The sequence below is a fragment of the Arthrobacter sp. TmtSoilC51 genome, assembly GCF_055388015.1.
In genome coordinates, this window is sequence record NZ_AP035877.1 from 3041170 (window position 1) to 3062096 (window position 20927).

Annotated in this window: 17 protein-coding genes; 4 read left to right on the plus strand and 13 right to left on the minus strand. The window is 62.5% G+C overall.

Annotation, left to right across the window (positions count from 1 at the left end):
* Positions 1–10: 10 nt before the first annotated feature.
* From ACZ5G6_RS13850 to ACZ5G6_RS13880, 7 genes are all read right to left on the minus strand, one after another.
* Positions 11–1603 (minus strand): ComEC/Rec2 family competence protein, encoded by a 1593-nt coding sequence (locus ACZ5G6_RS13850; protein ID WP_498686008.1) that lies wholly within the window; start codon positions 1601–1603, stop codon positions 11–13.
* Complete coding sequence (locus ACZ5G6_RS13855; RefSeq protein WP_498686011.1) at positions 1596–2444, minus strand: helix-hairpin-helix domain-containing protein; 849 nt, start codon at positions 2442–2444, stop codon at positions 1596–1598. The genes ACZ5G6_RS13850 and ACZ5G6_RS13855 overlap by 8 nt, the downstream gene beginning before the upstream one ends.
* A gap of 62 nt (positions 2445–2506) precedes the next feature.
* On the minus strand, positions 2507–3487 hold the full coding sequence (locus ACZ5G6_RS13860; protein WP_498686014.1) for a DegV family protein: 981 nt from the start codon (positions 3485–3487) through the stop codon (positions 2507–2509).
* 67 nt (positions 3488–3554) lie between these two features.
* Positions 3555–6083 carry a leucine--tRNA ligase gene (gene leuS / locus ACZ5G6_RS13865; protein WP_498686015.1) on the minus strand — a complete coding sequence of 843 codons (2529 nt, stop codon included), beginning with the start codon at positions 6081–6083 and terminating at the stop codon, positions 3555–3557.
* Positions 6084–6384: 301 nt separating this feature from the next.
* On the minus strand, positions 6385–7899 hold the full coding sequence (gene glpK / locus ACZ5G6_RS13870; protein WP_498686017.1) for a glycerol kinase GlpK: 1515 nt from the start codon (positions 7897–7899) through the stop codon (positions 6385–6387).
* Between the two features lie 76 nt (positions 7900–7975).
* Complete coding sequence (locus tag ACZ5G6_RS13875) at positions 7976–8728, minus strand: MIP/aquaporin family protein (RefSeq protein WP_223932991.1); 753 nt, start codon at positions 8726–8728, stop codon at positions 7976–7978.
* A 169-nt stretch (positions 8729–8897) separates the two neighbouring features.
* Positions 8898–10682 carry a glycerol-3-phosphate dehydrogenase/oxidase gene (locus tag ACZ5G6_RS13880; RefSeq protein WP_498691866.1) on the minus strand — a complete coding sequence of 595 codons (1785 nt, stop codon included), beginning with the start codon at positions 10680–10682 and terminating at the stop codon, positions 8898–8900.
* A gap of 123 nt (positions 10683–10805) precedes the next feature.
* Here ACZ5G6_RS13880 and ACZ5G6_RS13885 point away from each other — a divergent pair, with 123 nt between their 5' ends.
* The 4 genes from ACZ5G6_RS13885 to ACZ5G6_RS13900 are packed head-to-tail and all read left to right on the plus strand — an operon-like array spanning position 10806 to position 14712.
* Positions 10806–11768, plus strand: coding sequence for a sugar-binding transcriptional regulator (locus tag ACZ5G6_RS13885; RefSeq protein WP_223932992.1), 963 nt, complete (start codon positions 10806–10808; stop codon positions 11766–11768).
* 34 nt (positions 11769–11802) lie between these two features.
* On the plus strand, positions 11803–12684 hold the full coding sequence (locus ACZ5G6_RS13890; protein WP_498686019.1) for an aldo/keto reductase: 882 nt from the start codon (positions 11803–11805) through the stop codon (positions 12682–12684).
* A 10-nt stretch (positions 12685–12694) separates the two neighbouring features.
* Complete coding sequence (locus ACZ5G6_RS13895; RefSeq protein ID WP_498686020.1) at positions 12695–13639, plus strand: alpha/beta fold hydrolase; 945 nt, start codon at positions 12695–12697, stop codon at positions 13637–13639.
* On the plus strand, positions 13636–14712 hold the full coding sequence (locus ACZ5G6_RS13900; RefSeq protein ID WP_223932995.1) for a glycosyltransferase family 4 protein: 1077 nt from the start codon (positions 13636–13638) through the stop codon (positions 14710–14712). The genes ACZ5G6_RS13895 and ACZ5G6_RS13900 overlap by 4 nt, the downstream gene beginning before the upstream one ends.
* A gap of 30 nt (positions 14713–14742) precedes the next feature.
* On the opposite strand, the gene ACZ5G6_RS13905 is transcribed toward ACZ5G6_RS13900, so the two are convergent.
* The 6 genes from ACZ5G6_RS13905 to mihF form a co-directional block, all read right to left on the minus strand.
* A complete protein-coding gene (locus tag ACZ5G6_RS13905; protein WP_498686024.1) occupies positions 14743–16848 on the minus strand; it encodes a primosomal protein N' in 2106 nt (701 codons plus the stop codon).
* Positions 16849–17011: 163 nt separating this feature from the next.
* Positions 17012–18241 (minus strand): methionine adenosyltransferase, encoded by a 1230-nt coding sequence (gene metK, locus ACZ5G6_RS13910; RefSeq protein ID WP_223932997.1) that lies wholly within the window; start codon positions 18239–18241, stop codon positions 17012–17014.
* 88 nt (positions 18242–18329) lie between these two features.
* Entirely contained in the window at positions 18330–19589 is a 1260-nt protein-coding gene (gene coaBC / locus ACZ5G6_RS13915; protein ID WP_498686028.1) for a bifunctional phosphopantothenoylcysteine decarboxylase/phosphopantothenate--cysteine ligase CoaBC, read from the minus strand.
* 28 nt (positions 19590–19617) lie between these two features.
* Positions 19618–19878 carry a DNA-directed RNA polymerase subunit omega gene (rpoZ, locus tag ACZ5G6_RS13920; protein WP_017197559.1) on the minus strand — a complete coding sequence of 87 codons (261 nt, stop codon included), beginning with the start codon at positions 19876–19878 and terminating at the stop codon, positions 19618–19620.
* A gap of 39 nt (positions 19879–19917) precedes the next feature.
* Positions 19918–20490, minus strand: coding sequence for a guanylate kinase (gmk, locus tag ACZ5G6_RS13925; protein ID WP_223932999.1), 573 nt, complete (start codon positions 20488–20490; stop codon positions 19918–19920).
* Between the two features lie 21 nt (positions 20491–20511).
* Complete coding sequence (mihF, locus tag ACZ5G6_RS13930; RefSeq protein ID WP_223933000.1) at positions 20512–20838, minus strand: integration host factor, actinobacterial type; 327 nt, start codon at positions 20836–20838, stop codon at positions 20512–20514.
* Between the last annotated feature and the right edge of the window lie 89 nt (positions 20839–20927).

The window sequence follows — 20927 nt, forward strand, 5'->3', positions numbered from 1 at the left end:
ATATGCCGCGCTAGCGGCGCCGATCCAGCCGCCCCAACACAACCATCAAGCGGTGGTGAAGGACCACGATCCACCGGAGCACACCGCTTGGATGCAGGGCTGTCCAGACAATGAGCATGGTGACTGCCGAAGAAACGGCCATGGCAACGATGCCCGCCGGACCTTCGGCCCACGGGAGTGCCGCGCCCGGTAATCCGGCAAAGAACCGCGCTACGCCCGCCACACCAATCGCGCTGGCACCCGCCAGCGCAATCGGAATCGCCGCCGCCCAAGGATGGATCGCGGACAGCGGCACGGCAAGGCTCCCCAGAATTGTCACAGGAGCCACGAGGGGCCCGGCAATCACGTTGGCAATGAGCGCGTACGGCGAAAACTGGGGCTGGAGTGCCACGATCACCGGTCCACACAGCACTTGCGCAGACAATGGCACTGACACCCCCACCGCCAACCACCGGGGAATGGTGTCAGGAAACCACGACGCGATACGGCTGGCGAGCAACACGATGCCCAGCGTGGCCAGGACCGAGAGGAGGAAACCAAAGCTGGTGGCAAGGGTCGGATCCAGCAGAAGAAGTACAACCGTGGCCAAACATAGGAAAGTCAGCGGCCTCCCCCGCAACCCGCCCGTCAACGCAGCCATCCCGACAAATCCCATGACCGCTGCCCGCAGGACGCTGGGCTCCGGTCCCACCAGCACTACAAACGCAGCCAGCCCACACCCCGCGAAAGCGGCGGCGAAAGGACGAGCCAGTCTCAGGATCCTCGCAACCAGGATGAAGCCGCCCAATATGAGGCTGCAGTTCGCCCCACTCACAGCCGTCAGATGCACCATTCCGGTTGTCTTCATGTCAGCTTCCAGGCTCTCCGGAAGCTCGCTGGTGTCGCCAGTCACCATGCCTGGCAGCAGACCCGCAGCATCGGGAGGCAACCAACCTGCCGCATCGCGTAAGTGCTCGCGGAGCTTTGCGGCCGAGTCTTGCAGGTCGAAGACCGAACCCATCACCACCGGCCTGGTGGTGGCTGTGAGAACCGCGGCTTCGGATTGTCCGGGCCGGATCTCCTTGAGGGTGCCGGTTGTTCTCAATAGCTGTCCCGGGCGAACGTCCCGCCACGCATCGTCCCCCATGACCACAAGGGAGGCAGAACCTCGAATGACGTTCCCGCCGGACGTAAGGTCCACCAAGCTGGCCGGAACCGACCATCGTGTACCGCCGGAATGCCCGGGTTGGGGCGCCTCTGAAGGGCTGCCCGTGACCCGCACCTTAATGACCACACCGGCCTGGGTGCCGACGACGGCCGCAAGGGGACCTTGGTCTCGTTCTCCGGCAGCAAAAGCACAATGCCCAGCGGCCACAGCACCTAGCACACAGGCCAGGGCGAGAGTAGCCGGAACTGTCCTGGCCCGTGACGCCGTCGTTGCACGCAGGCGGGAATAAAGCAGCAGGGCGCTGCCAACACAGGCAAGGACTATGCCAATAGTCGCGGACCAGCCAGCGGCGAGAACACCACAGGCAAGTGCAGCGGCCCAGGTGACAAGCACGGCAGGGACCAGACGGAGATCCAGACGCCTCAGCAAGGGATTTCCCTCTGAATCCTCAGCCACCCTGCACCGTCACCAAATCCTGGAGCGACTCCATGAGCTTGGGTCCGATGCCATCAATGGCGTCCAACTCTTCCACCGAGGCAAACGCTCCGTGTTCCTTGCGCCAATCTATGATGCGTTGAGCCATCACCGGACCAACCCTGGGCAGTGTCCCGAGTTCTTCCACAGAAGCAGTGTTGATATTGACCTTGGCGCCTCCGGATCCCGGGCTGACCTGGGTTTCCGCCGACCCACCTGTGCCGTTCCCGGTCCCCGTTTCCTGCGCCGCCTCTCCCGCAGCCGGAACACGGATCTTTGCCCCATCGGTGACTACTTCCGCGAGGTTGAGTCCATTTACATCAGCACTGGCGGTTGCCCCGCCTGCAGCATCAATCGCCTGAAAGACCCGGCTTCCTTCAGGAAGCGAAACGACACCGGGTTTCTGTACCGCGCCGGCAACGTGGACCAGGAGCATCTTCGTATCTTGTGGCTGGGCCGGGGGGCGGGTCGAATCAGGCTCCCCGCCTTCGGACACCGTTCCGTCGGCCGATAGCGACTGGCTCAGGGGCTCGGTAGTGGGTTGTCCGTTAGCCGCCTGGAAAAGGAACCACGCTGCACAGGCGGCACCAACAACGGAAACCGCAACAGCCACCCTCCAGGACGTCCGCCACCGAAGCCGCGCCGCCACCGTCTCTTGGGCGTAGAGGGGGTCCGGAACCGAAGCCTCCGGCGGGGGCTCTTCCAACAGAGGCATGGCAAGCAAGGGAGCGGGATCGTCTGGAGGGTTCAGTCCCACCGCAAGCCGCCGTCTGGCGGCCAGCGCTGCGACGTCTGGGGACGCATCCCGATTCCAGCGTGGCATGAATCGAGCCTATGTCGGAGGCTGTGTGAACGGCGTGGGCCTCTTGGGTTATGTGGATAAGCTCAAGTGGGCGTGCTGCTCTCCCCCACGATGACCGCCAGGACTCCCAAACCTGCGTGCGCCGCGAGGACGGCGGGAAGGGCGCTGATCTGGGCGGGCGGACAGTCCGGGCATTTCTCCCGAAGGCGTGCGGCCAATGCTTCGGCCTCAAGCTGGTTACCAAAATGATGAACCGCCAACCGTTGCTGACCAGCAGGTCTGGAAGCGACATCAGCCGCCACGATCTCCTCAAGCCGGGCTATAGCGCGCACAGCGGAGCGGACCTTTTCCAACGGAACGATCCTGCCGCCGTCGACCGCAAGTATTGGCTTAATGGCCAGCACCGTCCCCAGCAGCGATGCCGCCGCTCCAATGCGTCCCCCGCGCCTGAGCTGTTCCAGGCTCGGAACGTAGAAGTAGACCTTGGTACGTTCCATGCGCTTTTCCGCAAAAGCGCGAACTTCATCAGCGGGCAGGCCTGCGGCCGCGGCAACTACGGCGCTCTGCACTCCCATACCTTGCGCCATTCCGACGGTGCGTGAGTCCAGTACCTCCACCGGGATACCGACCCGGGCTGCAGCAAGACGCGCGGCATCGGCGGTTCCGGACAATTCGGAGGAAATATGGATGGACACCACAGCTTCGAACCCTCGGTTCTGGGCGGCACGGTAAGCCTGTTCAAACTGGCCGGGTGAGGGTCGGGATGTCTTTACGGATGCACCCGACGCCAAGGCAACGGCCAACGTCTCGGTGATGTCGTCTTCGCCTTCACCGTAGATCTCGCTCCCCACCATGACTGGCATGGGAACCACGGCAAGACGGCCGTCCGCGGCAAAGGCCGCAACCCAGTCGGCTGGTAAGGCCGCTGCCGAATCCGTCACCACGGCGGTCTTTACGACGGCGGGAAGCGCCTCATCGGCAATGGGAACCGGGAGCGCGGGCTGCCGGAGGCGGGACAGCCGTTCCTTGAGCCACATCCAGGCGGGTGGTTCTCGCTCGGGCACGCAACCTCCAACAATGGTGACCGGCCGCCGGCACAATGCCGGCGGCCGCAAAGTCCGTTATGCCTGGTTAGGCGGGGACGATGTTCACCAGTTTAGGCGCCCGCACGATCACGGTGCGGATGCCACGGCCATCCATGGCACGCTGGACATTTTCGGATGCCAGTGCCAGTTCACGGAGTTCGTCCTCGCTGATGTCCGGCGATACTTCCAACCGGTCGCGGACCTTGCCCTGGACCTGGACAACGGCGGTGACGGTGTCCTGGACGAGCAGGGCGTCGTCGTGCTTCGGCCAGCCGGCGTTGGCCACGGAGGCGGGGTGTCCCAGGGTGTTCCAGAGATCCTCTGCCGTGTAAGGGGCGAAAAGGCTCAAGATCACAGCAACGGCCTCAACGGCCTCACGCACGGCAGGGTCTGCTCCACCGGCTCCGGAGTCGATGGTCTTACGCGTAGCGTTGACCAACTCCATGAGGCGTGCCACCACGACATTGAATTTGTTGTTGTCCAACAGTTCGGCGGCATCAGCGATGGTCTTGTGGGTTACCGTGCGCAGTGCGCGGTCACCGGCGATGGCATCAGCTCCGGGTTCGCTGATGACGTCCTGGCCGAGGCGCCAGGCACGGGCCAGGAACTTGGCCGAACCAGACGGCGAGACGTCTGCCCAGTCAACATCGTCCTCAGGGGGCGAGGCGAAGACCATGGTCAGGCGAACGGCGTCGACGCCGAACTTGTCCAACTGCTCGCCAAGGTCCACACCATTGCCAAGGGACTTGCTCATGGCCTTGCCCCCATTGAGCACCTGACCCTGGTTGAGCAGTGCGCTGAAGGGCTCGCTGGCCTCGATCAGGCCGATGTCCTTGATGACCTTGGTAAAGAACCGGGCGTAGAGCAGGTGCAGGATGGCGTGCTCCACGCCGCCTACGTACTGCCCCACGGGCATCCAGTCATTAATCTTCGCCGGATCAAACGGGCCCTCGGTGTAGTGGGGCGAGACGAACCGCAGGAAGTACCAGGAAGAGTCCACGAACGTATCCATGGTGTCCGTGTCGCGCTGCGCTGCCCGGCCGCAGTTGGGGCACTCGACGTTGACCCATTCGACGGCGGCGGCCAGCGGGGAGGTGCCCTTCGGCGCCAGTGCCTCGCCGCGCAGGTCTTCGGGCAGCCTCACGGGCAATTGGTCGTCGGGTACGGGCACTTCGCCGCATTCGGCGCAGTGAATGATCGGGATGGGCGTGCCCCAGAAGCGCTGGCGGCTGAGCAGCCAGTCGCGGAGCCGGAAGTTGACGAACTTCTCGCCGGTACCCAACTTCTCCAGGATCTCGATTGCGGCCGGGATGCCCTCGGACTTGGACAGTCCATCCAAGTCGCCGGAGTTCTTGAGCTTTCCTTCGCCGGCAGTGGCAACGCCGGTCTCGGCGGGGTCGTCCTCGCCGGTATCCAGTACGGCGCGGACGGGCAGGTCAAACGCCTTGGCGAAATCGAGGTCGCGCTGGTCGTGCGCCGGAACAGCCATGATGGCGCCGGTGCCGTAGTCGGCCAGAACGTAGTCAGCTGCCCACACAGGAAGCTTCTCACCGTTCAGCGGATTGATCGCGTAGCGTCCGGTAAAGACACCGGTCTTCTCGCGCTCTGTGGACTGGCGCTCGATCTCGGAGAGGGCCTTGACCTTTTCCCGGTAAGCCATGAGTTCGTCATGCTGTTCAGGAGTAACGAGGTCCAGGGCCAAATGCGCATCCGCAGCAACCACAAAGAACGTTGCCCCGTAGAGGGTGTCCGGGCGCGTGGTGAAGACGGTGACTTCGCGCTCGGCCCGGTCCTGGGTGCCCTCGATGACAAAGCGGACGTGAGCGCCCTCGGAGCGGCCAATCCAGTTCCGCTGCATGGCCAGCACTCGCTCGGGCCAATGGCCCTGGAGCTGGTCCATGTCCTCCAGCAGGCGATCGGCGTACTCGGTGATCTTGAAGTACCACTGGTTCAGCGACTTTTTGGTGACAGCCGTACCACAGCGCTCACAGGCACCGTTGACGACTTGCTCGTTCGCGAGGACGGTCAGGTCCTTGGGGCACCAGTTGACGGGCGAGTCCTTGCGGTACGCCAAGCCACGCTCGTAGAAGCGCTTGAACAGCCACTGGGTCCACCGGTAGTACTCGGGGTCGGACGTGTGCAGGCGCCGGGACCAGTCAGCCGAAATGGCGTAGCGCTTGAACGAGGCGGCCTGGGTATCGATGTTGGCGTAGGTCCACTCGCTGGGGTGGGCGTTGCGCTTAATGGCCGCATTCTCAGCGGGGAGGCCGAAGGAGTCCCAACCGATGGGGTGCAGGACATCGTAGCCCTTCTGGCGCAGGTAGCGCGCTACGACGTCGCCCATGGCGAACGCTTCGGCGTGCCCCATGTGGAGGTCGCCGGAGGGGTAGGGGAACATGTCCAACACGTAGCGGCGTTCCCGCGAACCGTCGTCAAGCGGGGTGAACACCTTGAGGTCTTCCCAGACCTGCGGCCACTTGGCTTCCATCGCGGCGAAGCTGTAGACGCCTTCTTCAGGCGCTCCAGCTGCGGCTGTCTGTGCTGTTCCGGTCTCTGTCTCCGGCTGAACGCTCACTGCTGCCCTCTTCTGTTCTTCGATGGCGGTTTTGCCTCCTGCTGCGCTCCAGGTAAGCCCCGGACACACAAAAGCCCCTCGACAATGGAGGGGCGGCCGCTCGGCTGTTGATTGCCGGGCGGCTAGCTAAGCAGAAGGATCGCACGCATAGATCTACAATAGCGCACGATCAAACTCCCAGGTCGCATCGAGCGGCTTACAGAGCTGATGGTTGAGTTGACGGCAGCCGCGCCTCGCCCGGGTGTGGTGGGCACCGCGAAGCGGGCGGGGCAGGCGCGGCTGCCGTCAACGTCAGGTCAGACTACTTAACGTCTTCGTCGACCCAATCCATGGACTTAGTAACGGCCTTCTTCCAGAGTCGCAGCTGGCGCTCCTGCTCTTCGGCGGGCATCTGCGGCTCCCAGCGCTTGTCCTCGCCCCAGTTGGCGCTGAGTTCGCCCAGGTCCTTCCAGAATCCGACAGCCAGGCCTGCAGCGTACGCGGCGCCCAGGGCCGTGGTTTCAACCACCTTCGGGCGGACTACCGGCACGCCGAGGATGTCAGCCTGGAACTGCATGAGTGCCTCGTTGGCGACCATGCCGCCGTCGACCTTCAGTTCGGTGAGGGGAACACCCGAGTCTGCGTTGACGGCGTCGAGTACCTCGCGGGTCTGGAACGCAGTCGCCTCAAGGGCAGCACGCGCAATGTGGCCCTTGTTGGCGAAGCGGGTGAGGCCCACGATTGCGCCTCGAGCGTCAGCCCTCCAGTACGGAGCGAACAAGCCGGAGAACGCGGGGACGATGTAGACGCCCCCGTTGTCCTTGACCGCCGCTGCGAGTTCCTCGACCTCCGGAGCGGAACTGATCATGCCGAGGTTGTCGCGGAGCCACTGAATCAGGGAACCGGTGACGGCGATGGAACCTTCCAAGGCGTAGTGCGGCTTGTCGTCGCCCAACTTGTATCCCAGGGTGGTGAGCAGACCGTTCTTGGAGTGAACGATTTCCTCGCCGGTGTTAAAGATCAGGAAGCAACCCGTGCCGTAGGTGTTCTTCGCTTCGCCTGCTTGGAACGCGGCTTGACCAAATGTTGCAGCCTGCTGGTCGCCCAGGATGCCGGCCACGGGAACTTCGCGAAGCAGCTGGGAGGTGTGGACGTGACCGTAGACCTCCGAGGAGGACTTGATGGCGGGCATCATGGAGGCCGGAACACCGAAGATGTCCAGGATTTCCTGGTCCCATTGCAGCGTCTCAAGGTCCATGAACAAAGTGCGGGACGCGTTGGTAACGTCGGTGACATGCACGCCACCGTCGACTCCGCCGGTCAGGTTCCAGAGAACCCAGGCGTCCGTATTGCCAAACAACAGGTCGCCCGCTTCAGCGCGTTCGCGGGCGCCATCGACGTTGTCCAGGATCCACTTGATCTTGGTGCCTGAGAAGTAGGTAGCCAGCGGCAGGCCTACCTTCTGTTTGAAGCGCTCAGGTCCACCGTCCCTGGAAAGCTCGTCCACAATCGGCTGGGTCCGGGTGTCCTGCCAGACGATGGCGTTGTAAACGGCCTCGCCCGTGTTCTTGTCCCAGACCACGGCGGTTTCACGCTGGTTGGTGATTCCGACGGCGGCAATATCGTGCCGCGTCAGGTTCGCCTTGGACAGGGCGGAACCAATGACCTCCCGGGTGTTGTTCCAGATCTCGGCGGGGTTGTGCTCGACCCAACCTGCCTGCGGGAAAATCTGCTCGTGTTCCATCTGTCCCGTTGACACAATGTTGCCCGTGTGGTCAAAGACGATGGCGCGGGAGCTGGTGGTGCCCTGGTCGATGGCGATGACGTATTGATTCATGGTGACGTCCTTGTCTCAGTGGTTATCTGCGGTTTTTGATCGGGTAGGGCGGATTGCCCGCTTCAGAGGTGTGGAGCTAGCCGGCGACGGACGGCATGATCCCTGGAACGATGTTGGCCATGAGGCCTGCCAGCGTACCGCCGACCAGGGGCCCGACGACAGGGATCCACGAGTAGGCCCAGTCACTGGAACCCTTGCCCTTGATGGGAAGCACGGCGTGCGCGATGCGGGGTCCGAGGTCACGTGCCGGGTTGATGGCGTAACCCGTGGGGCCGCCGATGGAGACACCGATACCGACCACGAGCAGCGCTACCGCCAACGGGCCCAGTCCCGAGGGAGTGCCGCCGAGGGTCAGGATGACGAAGACCAGAACGAACGTGCCGATGATCTCGGTGATGAGGTTCCATGGGGTTGAACGGATGGCCGGGCCTGTGGAGAACGTTCCCAGCTTGTTGGCTGCCAGGGGCTCTTCATCGAAGTGCTGCTTGTACGCGAGCCAGCAGACAACGGCGCCCAGGAAAGCGCCGAGCAGTTCGCCGCCGAAGTACGTCAGCGTGGAGGCGAAGTCCACGCTGACATCGGGCGCGTATTCCTTGCTTCCCTTAACAAGCAGGCCCAGGGTAACAGCAGGGTTCAGGTGCGCACCGGACTTTGCGGCCACGAAAACGCCCGCGAAGACCGCAATACCCCAGCCCCACGTCACCATCAAGAAACCACCGTTGTTGCCCTTGGTGCCTTTGAGCGCAACGTTTGCCACGACGCCACAACCCAGCAGGGTCAGCATCATGGTTCCGAATACTTCGGAAAGGAAAACTATTCCAAGAGACATCTTTGACTCCTCATTTTTCTGTTGTCAGCCTCCTCGCGGGTTGAAGAGGCTGTGGGGATAGTTCCGTTTTCCGCAACCATCCCGGTGTGGTGAGGCCCCAAAGGGCCCACCTACCCCGTTTCCGTCCCTGCAGCAGAGTGGGACGGTAAAGCATTTTGTGCAGTCGGCCTCAGGCTACGAGACTGTGCACGTCAACCTTGTGGAACCTCTGCAGGACTTCCTGGGCGTGGCGGATTTCTGCCTCACGGACGGTGGCATCCCAACCGAGCGGTTCAGCCAACGCTGCGGCGATTTCATTCAGCAACTCGCCGGTCACCAGGCCGCGGAACGCGAGCGAGGTCCGCCGAATGAGGACATCCACCAGATGTCCGATCTGCTCGTGCTCAGCCATGAAAGCCAGTTCACGAACACTGAGTTCCCGGGTGGACCGAAGTGCCTGGTCATGTCCGGCGTTCAGGTAATCGATGACTGCTTCTGCCCGTGTCCCATACCGGGTCAGGAGACCAGCCACGCGATCGGCGTCCAGCCCCGGCCCCATGTGCTTCTTGATCCACTCCTGTTCGCCTTGTTCCGTGGCAGGGAAGCCGGCGCCACCGCCGATGGCGAGTTTCGCCGTCGAAACCTTCCGTTCCTGGCCCAATTCGCGGAGAACGTCGTTGGTCATGTGTTCGGCAAGCGCCCGGAAGGTGGTCCATTTGCCACCCACCAAGCTGAGTACGACGACGCCCTTGCCGCCTGGCGTAGCCATGGCACCCTCACGGGATCGGACGCTGCGTTCGATCCTGTAATCCCGTGAGACGAATCCAGGCTGCGTGGCGTCGTGGCGCGGCAGGGGGCGGACACCAGCGAAGCTGTACACGATCTGGCCACGGTCCACCTTGATGGTGGGGAAGACGTGGCCGATCAGGTCGAAGAAGTAGTCGATTTCGGATTCGGTGCAGACGGCGTCTTCCGACATGTCGGCGTCAACGTCCGTGGTGCCCACCAACACCCGGTCCCCCATCGGGTAAATAAGGACGATGCGGCCATCTGTGTGTTCGAAGAAGATCTCGCGGCCATTGCAGGCGGCCAGCAGTTCCGGGTGGTCCAGCACGATGTGCGAACCCTTGGTGCCGCCCATGAACTGGCTGGCGGCTCCCATGGCCTGGTTGGTCAGGTCAACCCACGCGCCAGTGGTGTTAACGATGACGTCGGCCTGGAAGTCGAACTCCTTGCCGCTCAATTCGTCACGGAGCCGCACTCCGTCTGTACCCATGGAAACCAGTGACACGTAGTTGCTGGCACGGGCCGTCCCGCCCGGCAGTCCACCACCGCGCCCCGCCTTCTCGCCATCCTGCAGCACGTCCAGGGTGAGCCGCTCAGGGTTGTGCACGGACGCGTCAAAGTAGGTTGCCGCGTATTTGATTCCAGGATGCAGCTTGGGTAGCTCAGCCAAAGCCTTGTCCTTGCCGCGGAACTGGTGCCGGGGGACGCTCCCACCGTCACGGGAGAAGAAGTCGTACATGCTCAGGCCGAGCTTGATGAGGAAGGCGCCCCGTTCCTTCGGCTTGCCCTGCTTGTGGGTCAGGAAACGCATGGGAGCGGACAGGACGCCCGAGAAGGTGCTGAAGATGGGAATGGTGGTTTGTAGCGGCTTGACGTAGTGCGGGGCGATCCGCAGGAGCCTGTTGCGCTCCACCACTGATTCCTGAACAAGGCGGAACTCACCGTTCTCCAGGTATCGGATGCCGCCATGGATCATGTGCGACGATGCACCGCTGGCGCCTTGGCAATAGTCCCCACGCTCCACGAGGGCAACATCAATGCCCTGCAGGGCAAGGTCCCGGAAGGTTCCTACGCCGTTGATACCGCCACCGATGATGAGCACCTTCGCCGAAGGCCGCTCCCGCAGGGCGGTAACAGATTCACGCCGATGCGCATCAGAGGAGGTACCGGAAATCCTGTTGTGTCCCAAAACTGCTCCCTTGGGCTTGGTTTGTGCGCGGCGTTGGACCGTCGCTGCACCTTTCACCACTAATCTGGCGAAGGTGGAAAATGGAGTCAAGCTATTTGCACAAACGTGCAGTAAGGAAATGAGATGGGACGCTCACGTCACTCGGATGCCCTCCGGGCCGCACAGATGTACTACCTGCAGGACCTCACCATGGATGCGATCGCGCGGGAGCTCAGGACCTCACGCTCTACGGTCTCCAGGCTCCTGTCTTCCGCCCGGGAAACAGGTCTGGTCCAGGTCCAGATCCGCAGCCCTTTTGACACCGCTCCCGAGTTGGAGAGCCAAATTCGCAACAAATTCAAGGTGGACGTCCACGTGGTGCCGGTGCTGGACACCTTGAACGAGGCGGAAACGCTTGACCGCGTGGCCATGCAGGCAGCGCGGACCATAGGACCCCTGGTGGATTCCAATGCCATCATCGGCATTGCCTGGGGCGCCACACTCAGCGCCGTGAGCCGGCACCTGACCCGAAAAGTCACGCATGACACGATCGTGGTCCAACTCAATGGCGCCGGGAACATGCAGACAACAGGCATCACCTACGCGAGCGACATCATGCGACGCTTTGGCAGCGCCTACGGAGCGCGGGTGGAACAATTTCCCGTCCCAGCGTTTTTCGATCACGCCGCTACCAAGACGGCCATGTGGAATGAGCGCAGCGTTCAACGCATCCTGGATCTGCAGGCGCGCATGAGCATCGCTATTTTCGGCGTTGGATCCGTTGATTCGGACTATCCAAGCCATGTGTACGCCGGCGGATACCTCGACGAACAAGACCTCAGCATGTTGGCTGCCGACGACGTGGTGGGCGACGTTGCCACCGTCTTCTTCCGCAGTGATGGATCATCTGACGGCATTACCCTGAACGAACGGTCCACTGGCCCAAGCCATGAACAGCTACGGCAGGTGCGGCGCCGGATTTGCGTCGTGTCCGGCGCCTCCAAAATCAACGGCCTGCAGGGCGCCTTGGCAGCAGGGCTTGCCACGGATCTCATCCTCGATGAAGCCTCGGCGCGCCGCTTGGTGAGTTTCAGTGGCCAGTCCTGAGGCATTCCGCCGCGAAATGGGTAGAGTCGTTGATATGAGATTCCCGGCCCGGCTGACCTTGAACAATGGCGTGATGATTGACCGCTTGGGATTCGGACTCTATAAAGTGCCGCCAAAAGAAGCTGAGGCTTTGGTGAGCACTGCCCTCGGCGAAGGGTACCGGCGCTTCGATACCGCGGCCATGTACCGAAATGAAGTGGGCGTAGGGCGCGCAATCGGTGGTGCGATCGGAGATGCCAACGAGGCAAACCTCGGCACGGGTGGGTCCGGAGAATCCGTGCACGCGTTGGCCAGGGAAGACGTGTTTGTCACCACCAAGGTCTGGAATGACGACCACGGCTACGACTCCACGCTCCGTGCCTTCGATTCATCCATGGCCAACCTTGGACTGGACTACGTGGACCTTTACCTCATCCACTGGCCTTGTGCCGGCCGAGGACTGTTCGTAGAGACCTATAAAGCCATGGAGACCCTGTACCGGGAAGGCAAAGTGCGGGCCATCGGGGTCTCGAATTTCCAGCCGGGGCACTTGGAAGAACTCATGCAGAAAGCCGAAGTGGTTCCGGCCGTCAATCAGATCGAGCTGCACCCCTGGCTTCAGCAGCCCAGGCTTCGGACACTTCACGAACAACTTGGGATCCGTACCGAAGCATGGAGCCCGCTGGGCCGGGGACAGGTCCTTGCCGACCCCGCGATCGTGGATTTGGCTGAAAAGTACGGCAGGACACCGGCCCAAATCATCCTCCGGTGGCATCTCCAGCTCGGAAACCTCGTCATTCCGAAAGCCAGCTCCGCTGGGCGGATCAAGGAGAACTTTGCCGTTTTCGACTTCGAACTGGAGGCGGCAGATATGGACGGCATGGCCGCTCTTGAACGCCACCACCGCACGGGCTCGCACCCGGACAACGTGAACTAGGAACGGCCGAATGGAAAAAGTGGACACCGCGCACACCCCTGAAGGTGCAGAGGCCCCTGTTGAATTCTTTAGCACCTCCCTGCCAGGGCGGACCATCGCCTCCGATGTAGACGTCGACGGCAGCAATGTAGCGTATTGGACGTACGAACCCGTCAAACCCACCCAACATACGCGTACCATCTTGGTCATTCACGGTTTTCGGGGTGACCACCATGGATTGCTCCGGGTAGCGGACCAGCTTCCGGACATGCGGATCATCATGCCGGACCTCCCGGCGTTTGGCAGTTCAGAACCCTTCCTTGACGGCCAACACAGCGTCGAGCGCTACGGCCATTTCATCTCCGGTTTCATGGCTGCCCTGGACCTGGGCCCCAAAACAGTGCTTCTCGGCCACTCGTTTGGCTCCATCGTCGCCAGCCATTTTGCGGCCCGGAATCCCGGTACCATTTATCCGCTGATCCTGATCAACCCCATCGCCGCGCCCGCGTTGGAAGGTCCCAAAGGGATCATGACCAAGCTAGCGGTGTTCTACTACCAGGTATCCGCCAAGCTCCCCAAGCGCTTTGGACTTGCCCTCCTGCGCAACCGTGCCATCGTCCGGGTCATGAGTATCACCATGGCCAAGACCAAAGACAAAAACCTGCGACGCTTCATCCACGGCCAGCACGATGCCTACTTCAGCGCTTTCGCGGACCGGAGGAGCTTGCTCGAATCCTTCAAGGCATCCGTGTCGGGCACTGTGGCAGACGTCGCCGAGGAGCTACGGCTCCCCGTACTGCTGATCGCCGGCGAAAAAGACGAGATCGCCACGTTGCCCAACCAGCACAAACTGATGGAGCGCCTTCCGGAGGCCACGCTGGAAGTGATTCCCGACGTCGGGCATTTGATCCATTACGAGACTCCGGCCCCGGCTGCCGCAGCTATCCGCACATTCCTGGAGGAACACCCCGCGTGAAAATTGTCATCGACGCCCGCTTCACCAAGACGGACCACCACGATGGCATCAGCCGCTACGGTTCAAGCCTCATTGCAGCAACATCCAAAATCGCGGATGTCACCATGCTCATCAACGACAAACGCCAACTCGCATTGCTTCCGGACGTCCCCTATGTGATGATCAACAGCCCGTTATCCCCGCTTGAGCTGTTCGTGGCCCGTAAAGTCAACCCGCTGGGCGCCGACGTCGTAGTGTGCCCGATGCAGACCATGGGCACCCTGGGCCGGAAGTACGGCCTGATCCTTACGCTTCACGACCTCATCTACTACGAACACCCCGCTCCCCCGGGGTTCCTTCCAGCTCCAGTGCGCTTCCTGTGGCGGCTTTACCATAAGGCGTACTGGCCCCAGCGCGTACTCCTGAACCGGGCCGACATCGTGGCAACCATCAGCAGGACCACAGAGGCCTTGATGGCGAAGTTCACTTTGACCCGCCGTCCGGTGCGAATCGTGGGCAATGCCCCGCAGCCCGGTCAAACGCCCCGCGATCCTGCGGCCGGGGCCGATAAAACCCTGCTGTACATGGGTTCTTTCATGCCGTACAAGAACGTGGAAACCATGATTCGGGGAATGGCCGGCCTGCCGGAGTACACACTGCACTTGCTGAGCCGCATCACGCCCCAGCGCCGGGCAGAACTCGAAGCCTTGGTCCCCCATGGGGCAAAGGTCCAGTTCCACAACGGTGTGACCGACGCCGAGTATGAGGGGCTCCTGACCAGGGCAACGGCACTCATCAGCTTGTCCCGGGCCGAGGGATATGGTTTGCCGTTGGTGGAAGCGATGTCGCTTGGAACCCCTGTCATCGCCAGCGACATCCCGATCTTCCGGGAAGTAGGCGGCGACGCCGTCAGCTACGTTGATCCCGAGTCGCCCACGGACTTCGCTGCAGCCGTCACGGCCTTGGGCGATGACAGGTTGTGGCAGGAACGTTCGCGCAGGTCCGTTGAACGTGCTGGAGACTTCAACTGGGACGAATCCGCCCGGCAACTGCTGGCTGCCGCAGAAGAGGTGGTTGCGCTTCGCAAGCGCTAGGTGTGGCAGCCCTCAACGGGTGGCCAAAGGCTAGAGGACGTCCACGCCATCCAGCCGTAGCTGAACCGGGCCGCCTGTACGCTTTGCCGCATTCGCTGCTTTGACGGCACGCATGGCACGAGTGGCGTCCGCGGCATCGGCATAAGGAATGAAATACAGAATGCGGACATCTGCCTCGGCCTCGCCTGCAGAGCCTTGGGGACCGCTGGAGGCCAACTGAACGGGCGCTGGACCGGCGAAGCGAAGCTTTGTACCGGACCTCAGTTTGGCGCCTGCCTCGAAAGCATCGGAAAAATGCGCGACGTCGGCCCTTGGCCCGGTCACGGAAGCCACTCGCACTGCCGGGGGAAGCTGAAGCTCCTTCCGCAGTGCCAATTCACGCGACGCGTAGCCTGGTGCGTCCCAGCGCAGCAGCGCTCCGGTGGCAGTTGTGTCGTCCGCCGTGATGACTACCAGTCCCCCCTGGTTGGAGGGTCGCACCAGCGCCGCAGCGTTGAACCACCGCCGGACGGTGTCCTCACCGGCCCGGAGGTTCTCCCGGCGGAGCAGTGAATTGCCGTCCAGGAGCAGCGCCGCAGCGTATCCCTGGGGAGCCACGGGTTCGGCACCCACCGTAGCCACCACCAGCGCCGGAGCGTCTGGCACCGTGGCTTTGATGTTCTCCCCGGAAGAGGTGATCACCGTCTTTCCGGGAAAAGCCCGCCCTAGTTCCTCTGCCGTTCGCACGGCTCCAGTCGCGCCCCGGCGCAAGTGGGTGCCGTTGCAATGGTTACAGCGCCACTGCGGCGCCGGCGTGGAGCACCAGCGGCATATCGGCAGGGCGGAACTGCTGGAGATGGCCAAAGGTCCTTGGCAAGCGTTGCAGCGGGCCAGCTCCCGGCACGTTTCGCACACCAAGGAGGGTGCATAGCCGGCGCGTGCAACTTGCACCAGGACCGGGCCATGTTCGAGGCCTTCCTTCGCCGCGCGCCACGCCGCTCCGGGCAAACGTGCAATCCGGGCCAGCGGATCGCGTTCCTGCTCAAAGCTGTCAGCGGTGTTGAGTACACGCGGCACCGTGGAGCGAATGACGGTTCGGGGCGCTTCGATCGGCACAGCCCACTGCATTTCAACCAGGCGCTGGAGCTCGGTGCTGCGACTATGGGATGCCATCAGGCAGGCTGCGTTCTCCTGCTCGGCCCGCAGGAGCAGGACTTCCCGAGTGTGCGCATAGGGAGCGCGCTGATCGATATGGAGGTCGTCGCCGTCGTCCCAGCAGACCACGAGGCCCAACTCCCGGACCGGCGCATAAGCGGCGGACCGCGTGCCGATGGCCACGCGAGCCTCTCCACTCAGGACCCGGAGGAAATTTCTGTAGCGGGGCGTTTGACCGTCATCAGCCGCCAGCCGTGCAACGTCACCGGCTGGGAGGACTTTTGCCAGTGCCGCCTCCAGCTGTCCAAGGTCCCTGTAATCCGGGACGACAACCACTGCACCACGGCCGGAAGCCCGGACTGACGCCACAGCGGAGGCAACCAGCGAAGGCCAACCGTCGGGGCCGAATCCCTGCAACGCGGTGAGGACGGCCTTGGGAGAACCCCCACCGGCCAGGTGATGCAGGTATGGCGCACCGTTGGAGTAGGAGCCCCAAGCATGGGCGTCCGGCACGTTTGCTGGGGTCTGCGGTTCTTGCCCGTGCCCTGCTTCGCCAGACAGCAACTCTTTCTCCACTTTGGCAACCCGTGGGGGAACGGCGGTACGCAGGACGTCGCTCAAGGTTCCGGCGTAACGCGCAGCTACCGTTCCAGCCAACTCCGCGATCTCTGGAGTAAGGACCGGCAACGGCGAGACCACCTTGTGAAGCGCAGTGAGCGCGTGGCCGGCATCCGAAGTGTCGGCGCGTGCCAGCACATACCCGTTAAGCTCCTGTCCGTTGAACTTCACTTTCACGCGGACTCCGGGAACGGCGGAATCAGCCAACTCAGCGGGCACGCTGTAATCAAAGGGCCTGTCCAAGTGGGGCAGGGAGGATTCCAGCACCACACGGGCCACCGGATTCTCTGCCGCCAGCGGAGGTCCGCTGACAGGAGCCTTGTCCGGGAATCCTTGAAGCAAAGAAGGTTGAAGCAGGGAGGGCTGGGCTTCATTTCCCGCCATGCTCTCTACCTCCAACTCTTTGTCACGGGGCTTCCCGCGCAGGCTAAACAAAGGATGCCCGCAGTGGGGAAACCCACTGCGGGCATCTCTCTGGCTCCAGCCAATCATGGACCACCGACAAAGCAGTAAACCCAGGGCCGGCACCGGCCGATCATCGAGGAGATCAGGCGTTGAAGAATTCCTTCAGGTCCGCCACGCGGTCCAGACGCTCCCACGTGAAGTCGGGCTCGTCGCGGCCGAAATGGCCGTGCGCCGCAGTCTTCGTGTAAATGGGACGCTTGAGGTCCAAAGCGTCGATGATGGCGCGGGGACGGAGATCGAAGAGCTCGTTGATGGCCTCGCTGATGCGGGCCGGGTCAACGGTCTCCGTACCGAAAGTCTCCACGTAGGTTCCCACCGGACGTGCCTGGCCAATGGCGTAGGCAATCTGGATCTCCGCGCGCTTTGCCAGCCCTGCCGCGACAACGTTCTTGGCAACCCAGCGCATGGCGTATGCAGCCGAGCGATCAACCTTGGACGGGTCCTTGCCGGAGAAGGCTCCTCCGCCGTGCCGGGAGAATCCGCCGTAGGTATCGACGATAATCTTTCGACCGGTCAGGCCCGCATCGCCAACCGGGCCACCAATCACAAAGGCCCCCGCGGGGTTCAGGATATTGGCCACGTGGGAGATATCCAGATTGGATGTTGCCAGAACGGGATCGATGACGTGGCTGGCGAGATCGGCGCGCAGTTGGTCCAGGCTTGCTTCTTCAGCGTGCTGGCTGGAAATCACCACCGTTTCAACCGAAACCGGGCGGTCGCCGTCGTACCCTACCGTTACCTGGGTTTTGCCGTCAGGACGAAGATAGGCAAGTTCGCCGCTCTTGCGAACTTCCGTGAGCCGCTCGGACAAACGGTGGGCAAGCCAGATGGGTGTTGGCATGTACGAAGCGGTCTCATCGCTTGCATAACCGAACATGATGCCCTGATCGCCCGCGCCTTGGAGATCGTAGTCGTCCTCCTGGCGTCCTTCGCGCGCTTCCAGCGAGTTGAAGACGCCCCCGGCGATATCGTTGGACTGCTGCCCGATCGAGACTGAGACGCCGCAGCGGGCACCGTCGAAACCATTGGCTGAAGAATCGTAGCCGATGCCAAGAATAGTCTCCCGGACAATCTGCGGTATCTCGACGTAGGCGTCAGTGGTTACCTCACCGGCCACGTGCACCAGGCCAGTGGTGGCCATGGTCTCGACTGCAACGCGGGACTCAGGATCGGCAGCCAGCAACGCATCCAGGATGGCGTCGCTGATTTGGTCGCAGATCTTGTCCGGGTGCCCTTCAGTGACCGACTCTGAAGTGAAGAGCCGGAGCTTGGACGGGGTGCCATGGTGTTCATGGTGCAGCGGTAAAGTCACTCGACCACCTTACTGTGTTGCGGGGCGGCGGCATCTGCCGTGTGTCCCTATGCTAAGAATTTCGGGGCGGAGGCCACGCCCCTGGGCGTTACGGGGCCGGAAAAACCCTGGTCAATTCGGCGCCCACCCGATCTACAACGGCCGCGGCGACATCAGACTTGGATCCGGACGCAGACTGCGGTTCGGCGCCGTGCCCGGAAAGGATCACCACCGAGTTATCGTCCTGGCCGAAGACACGACCCACCCCCACGTGGTTGACCACCAGGAGGTCGCAGCCCTTGCGCTTGAGTTTGGCAGTGGCATGCTCCAACACATCGCCTTGGGCATCGCCCGTTTCGGCCGCAAAACCCACGATCAGTTGGCGGCCACCCTCGGCGTTGCGCCGTTCGACCAGCTCATGCAGGATGTCCGGGTTTCGAACCAGGCGCACCAACGGCGCGTCCTCGCCGTCGACCTTTTTGATCTTGGTGTCGGAAACCTCAGCCGGCCGGAAATCTGCCACAGCGGCGGCCATGATGACGACGTCGGAATCGACCGCCGCTTTCATCGCCGCCTCGCGCAGTTCCAGGGCTGATTCAACGCGGACGAGCTCGACGCCGGCAGGCGGCTCGACGTCCATATGTGCGGCAATGAAACGGACGGTGGCACCGGCAGCCAACGCAGCCGCAGCCAATGCCGCGCCCTGCTTTCCCGACGACCGGTTACCGAGGAAACGCACGGGGTCCAACGCTTCCCTGGTACCGCCCGCCGAAATCGTCACCGTACGGCCAGCGAGGGAAGCATGTGCCGCGGGTACAGCCTCGGGCGCGTCCACTTCCGTGGCGGCCTCGGCCAACGCCATGGCAGCGGTGAAGATTGCTTCGGGTTCGGGCAAACGGCCGGGGCCTGAATCGGCTCCTGTCAGGCGGCCACTGGCAGGCTCCAGGACTGTTACGCCACGACTCCGCAAGGTTTCCACATTGGCCTGGGTTGCCGCGTGCTGCCACATTTCCGTGTGCATCGCCGGAGCAAAGAGCACCGGCCCGTGGGCCATGAGCAGAGTGTTGGTCAGGAGGTCACCGGCTTGGCCCGTGGCTGCTTTCGCAAGGAGATCCGCGGTAGCAGGTGCGACGACGATCAAGTCAGCCTCGTGGCCCAGCCGGACGTGGTTGACTTTCTCGACATCGTCAAAGACGCTGTTGCTGACCGGATTCCCGGAGAGCGCCTCCCATGTAGCCACGCCGACAAAACGGGTGGCTGCTTCCGTTGGGATCACCGTCACTTGGTGCCCGGCTTCAGTAAAAAGCCGGAGGAGCGATGCAACCTTGTAGGCTGCGATCCCTCCCCCGACTCCGAGGACTATGCGCACGTGACCTCCGTCAACAGGCAGTCAGTTGTTATTCTGCGGGCTCGATCGGCGTGGAAACCAGCAGGCCTTCGTTGATCTCGCGAAGGGCGATCGAGAGCGACTTCTCGTTCAGCTTGGTGTCTACCAACGGACCGACATACTCGAAGAGGCCCTCGTGCAGCTGGGCGTAGTAGGCGTTGATCTGGCGGGCACGCTTGGCGCCGAAGATCACCAGGCCGTACTTGGAATCGGCAGCCTCAAGCAGCGAATCGATCGGCGGGTTGATGATGCCTTCAAGGTTCGTGGACACGAAATCTCCAAATTCTAGCGGGCCGACAAGTGCAAGCGCTTAGCGCTCGTGCGGGGTTAGCCCCATGAGTGAAACAAGCTCGTCCGCTGCCCGGCGAACGTCGTCATTGATGACGGTGTGGTCAAACTCCGGTTCAGCAGCAAGTTCCAGTTTAGCGGTTTCCAGCCTGCGCTGCTGTTCCTCGGCAGTTTCGGTGCCGCGACCCACAAGCCGACGCACCATTTCTTCCCAGCTGGGCGGGGCCAGGAAGACGAACTTGGCATCCGGCACGGCAGCTTTTACCTGGCGTGCGCCTTGGAGGTCGATCTCGAGCAGTACCGATTTCCCCTCCGCAATAGCATCATTCACAGTACTCCGGAGCGTGCCGTACCGGTTCTGTCCGTGGACCACTGCCCACTCCAGGAGTTCGCCATCAGCCACCAGAGAGTCAAACTCTTCGGCGGATTTGAAGAAGTAGTGAACCCCGTCCTTCTCACCTGGACGCGCAGGGCGGGTGGTGGCCGAGACGGAAAGCCAAACCTCTGGATAGTTGTCCCTGATGTAGGTGGATACGGTTCCCTTGCCAACAGCAGTTGGGCCTGCGAGGACAGTCAGTCCAGGTTTCTTGCTCACGGATTCCTTCGGGGAGATGCGTCAAACGCTTTGCTGGGTATCCATAAAATCTACCAGCGCCCGGGCCTGGTGAATTCCCAAGCCCCTGATGCGCCGGGAACCAGCGATGCCTATGTCCGCCATGATCCCGGCCGCACGTACAGGTCCTATGCCTGGGAGCGCTTCCAGCAACTCCACCACGCGCATGCGCGCAATGGCTTCGTCCGTGGTGCCTGAAGAGATCAGCTCAGCGATGCTCACTTCGCCACGTTTGAGCCGCTCTTTGGCTGCGGCGCGAACAGCGCGCGCCTTTGCAGCCTTATCCAAAGCGTCGGAACGCTCCTGCGGTGTCAGCTCTTTCAAACCCACGGCCAAACCCCTGTCGGATCGGATTTGTGATTCACGTCACGCGAACTGATCCTGAACCTACCGGGAGGCGCCGGGTTGCGCAACGGCCT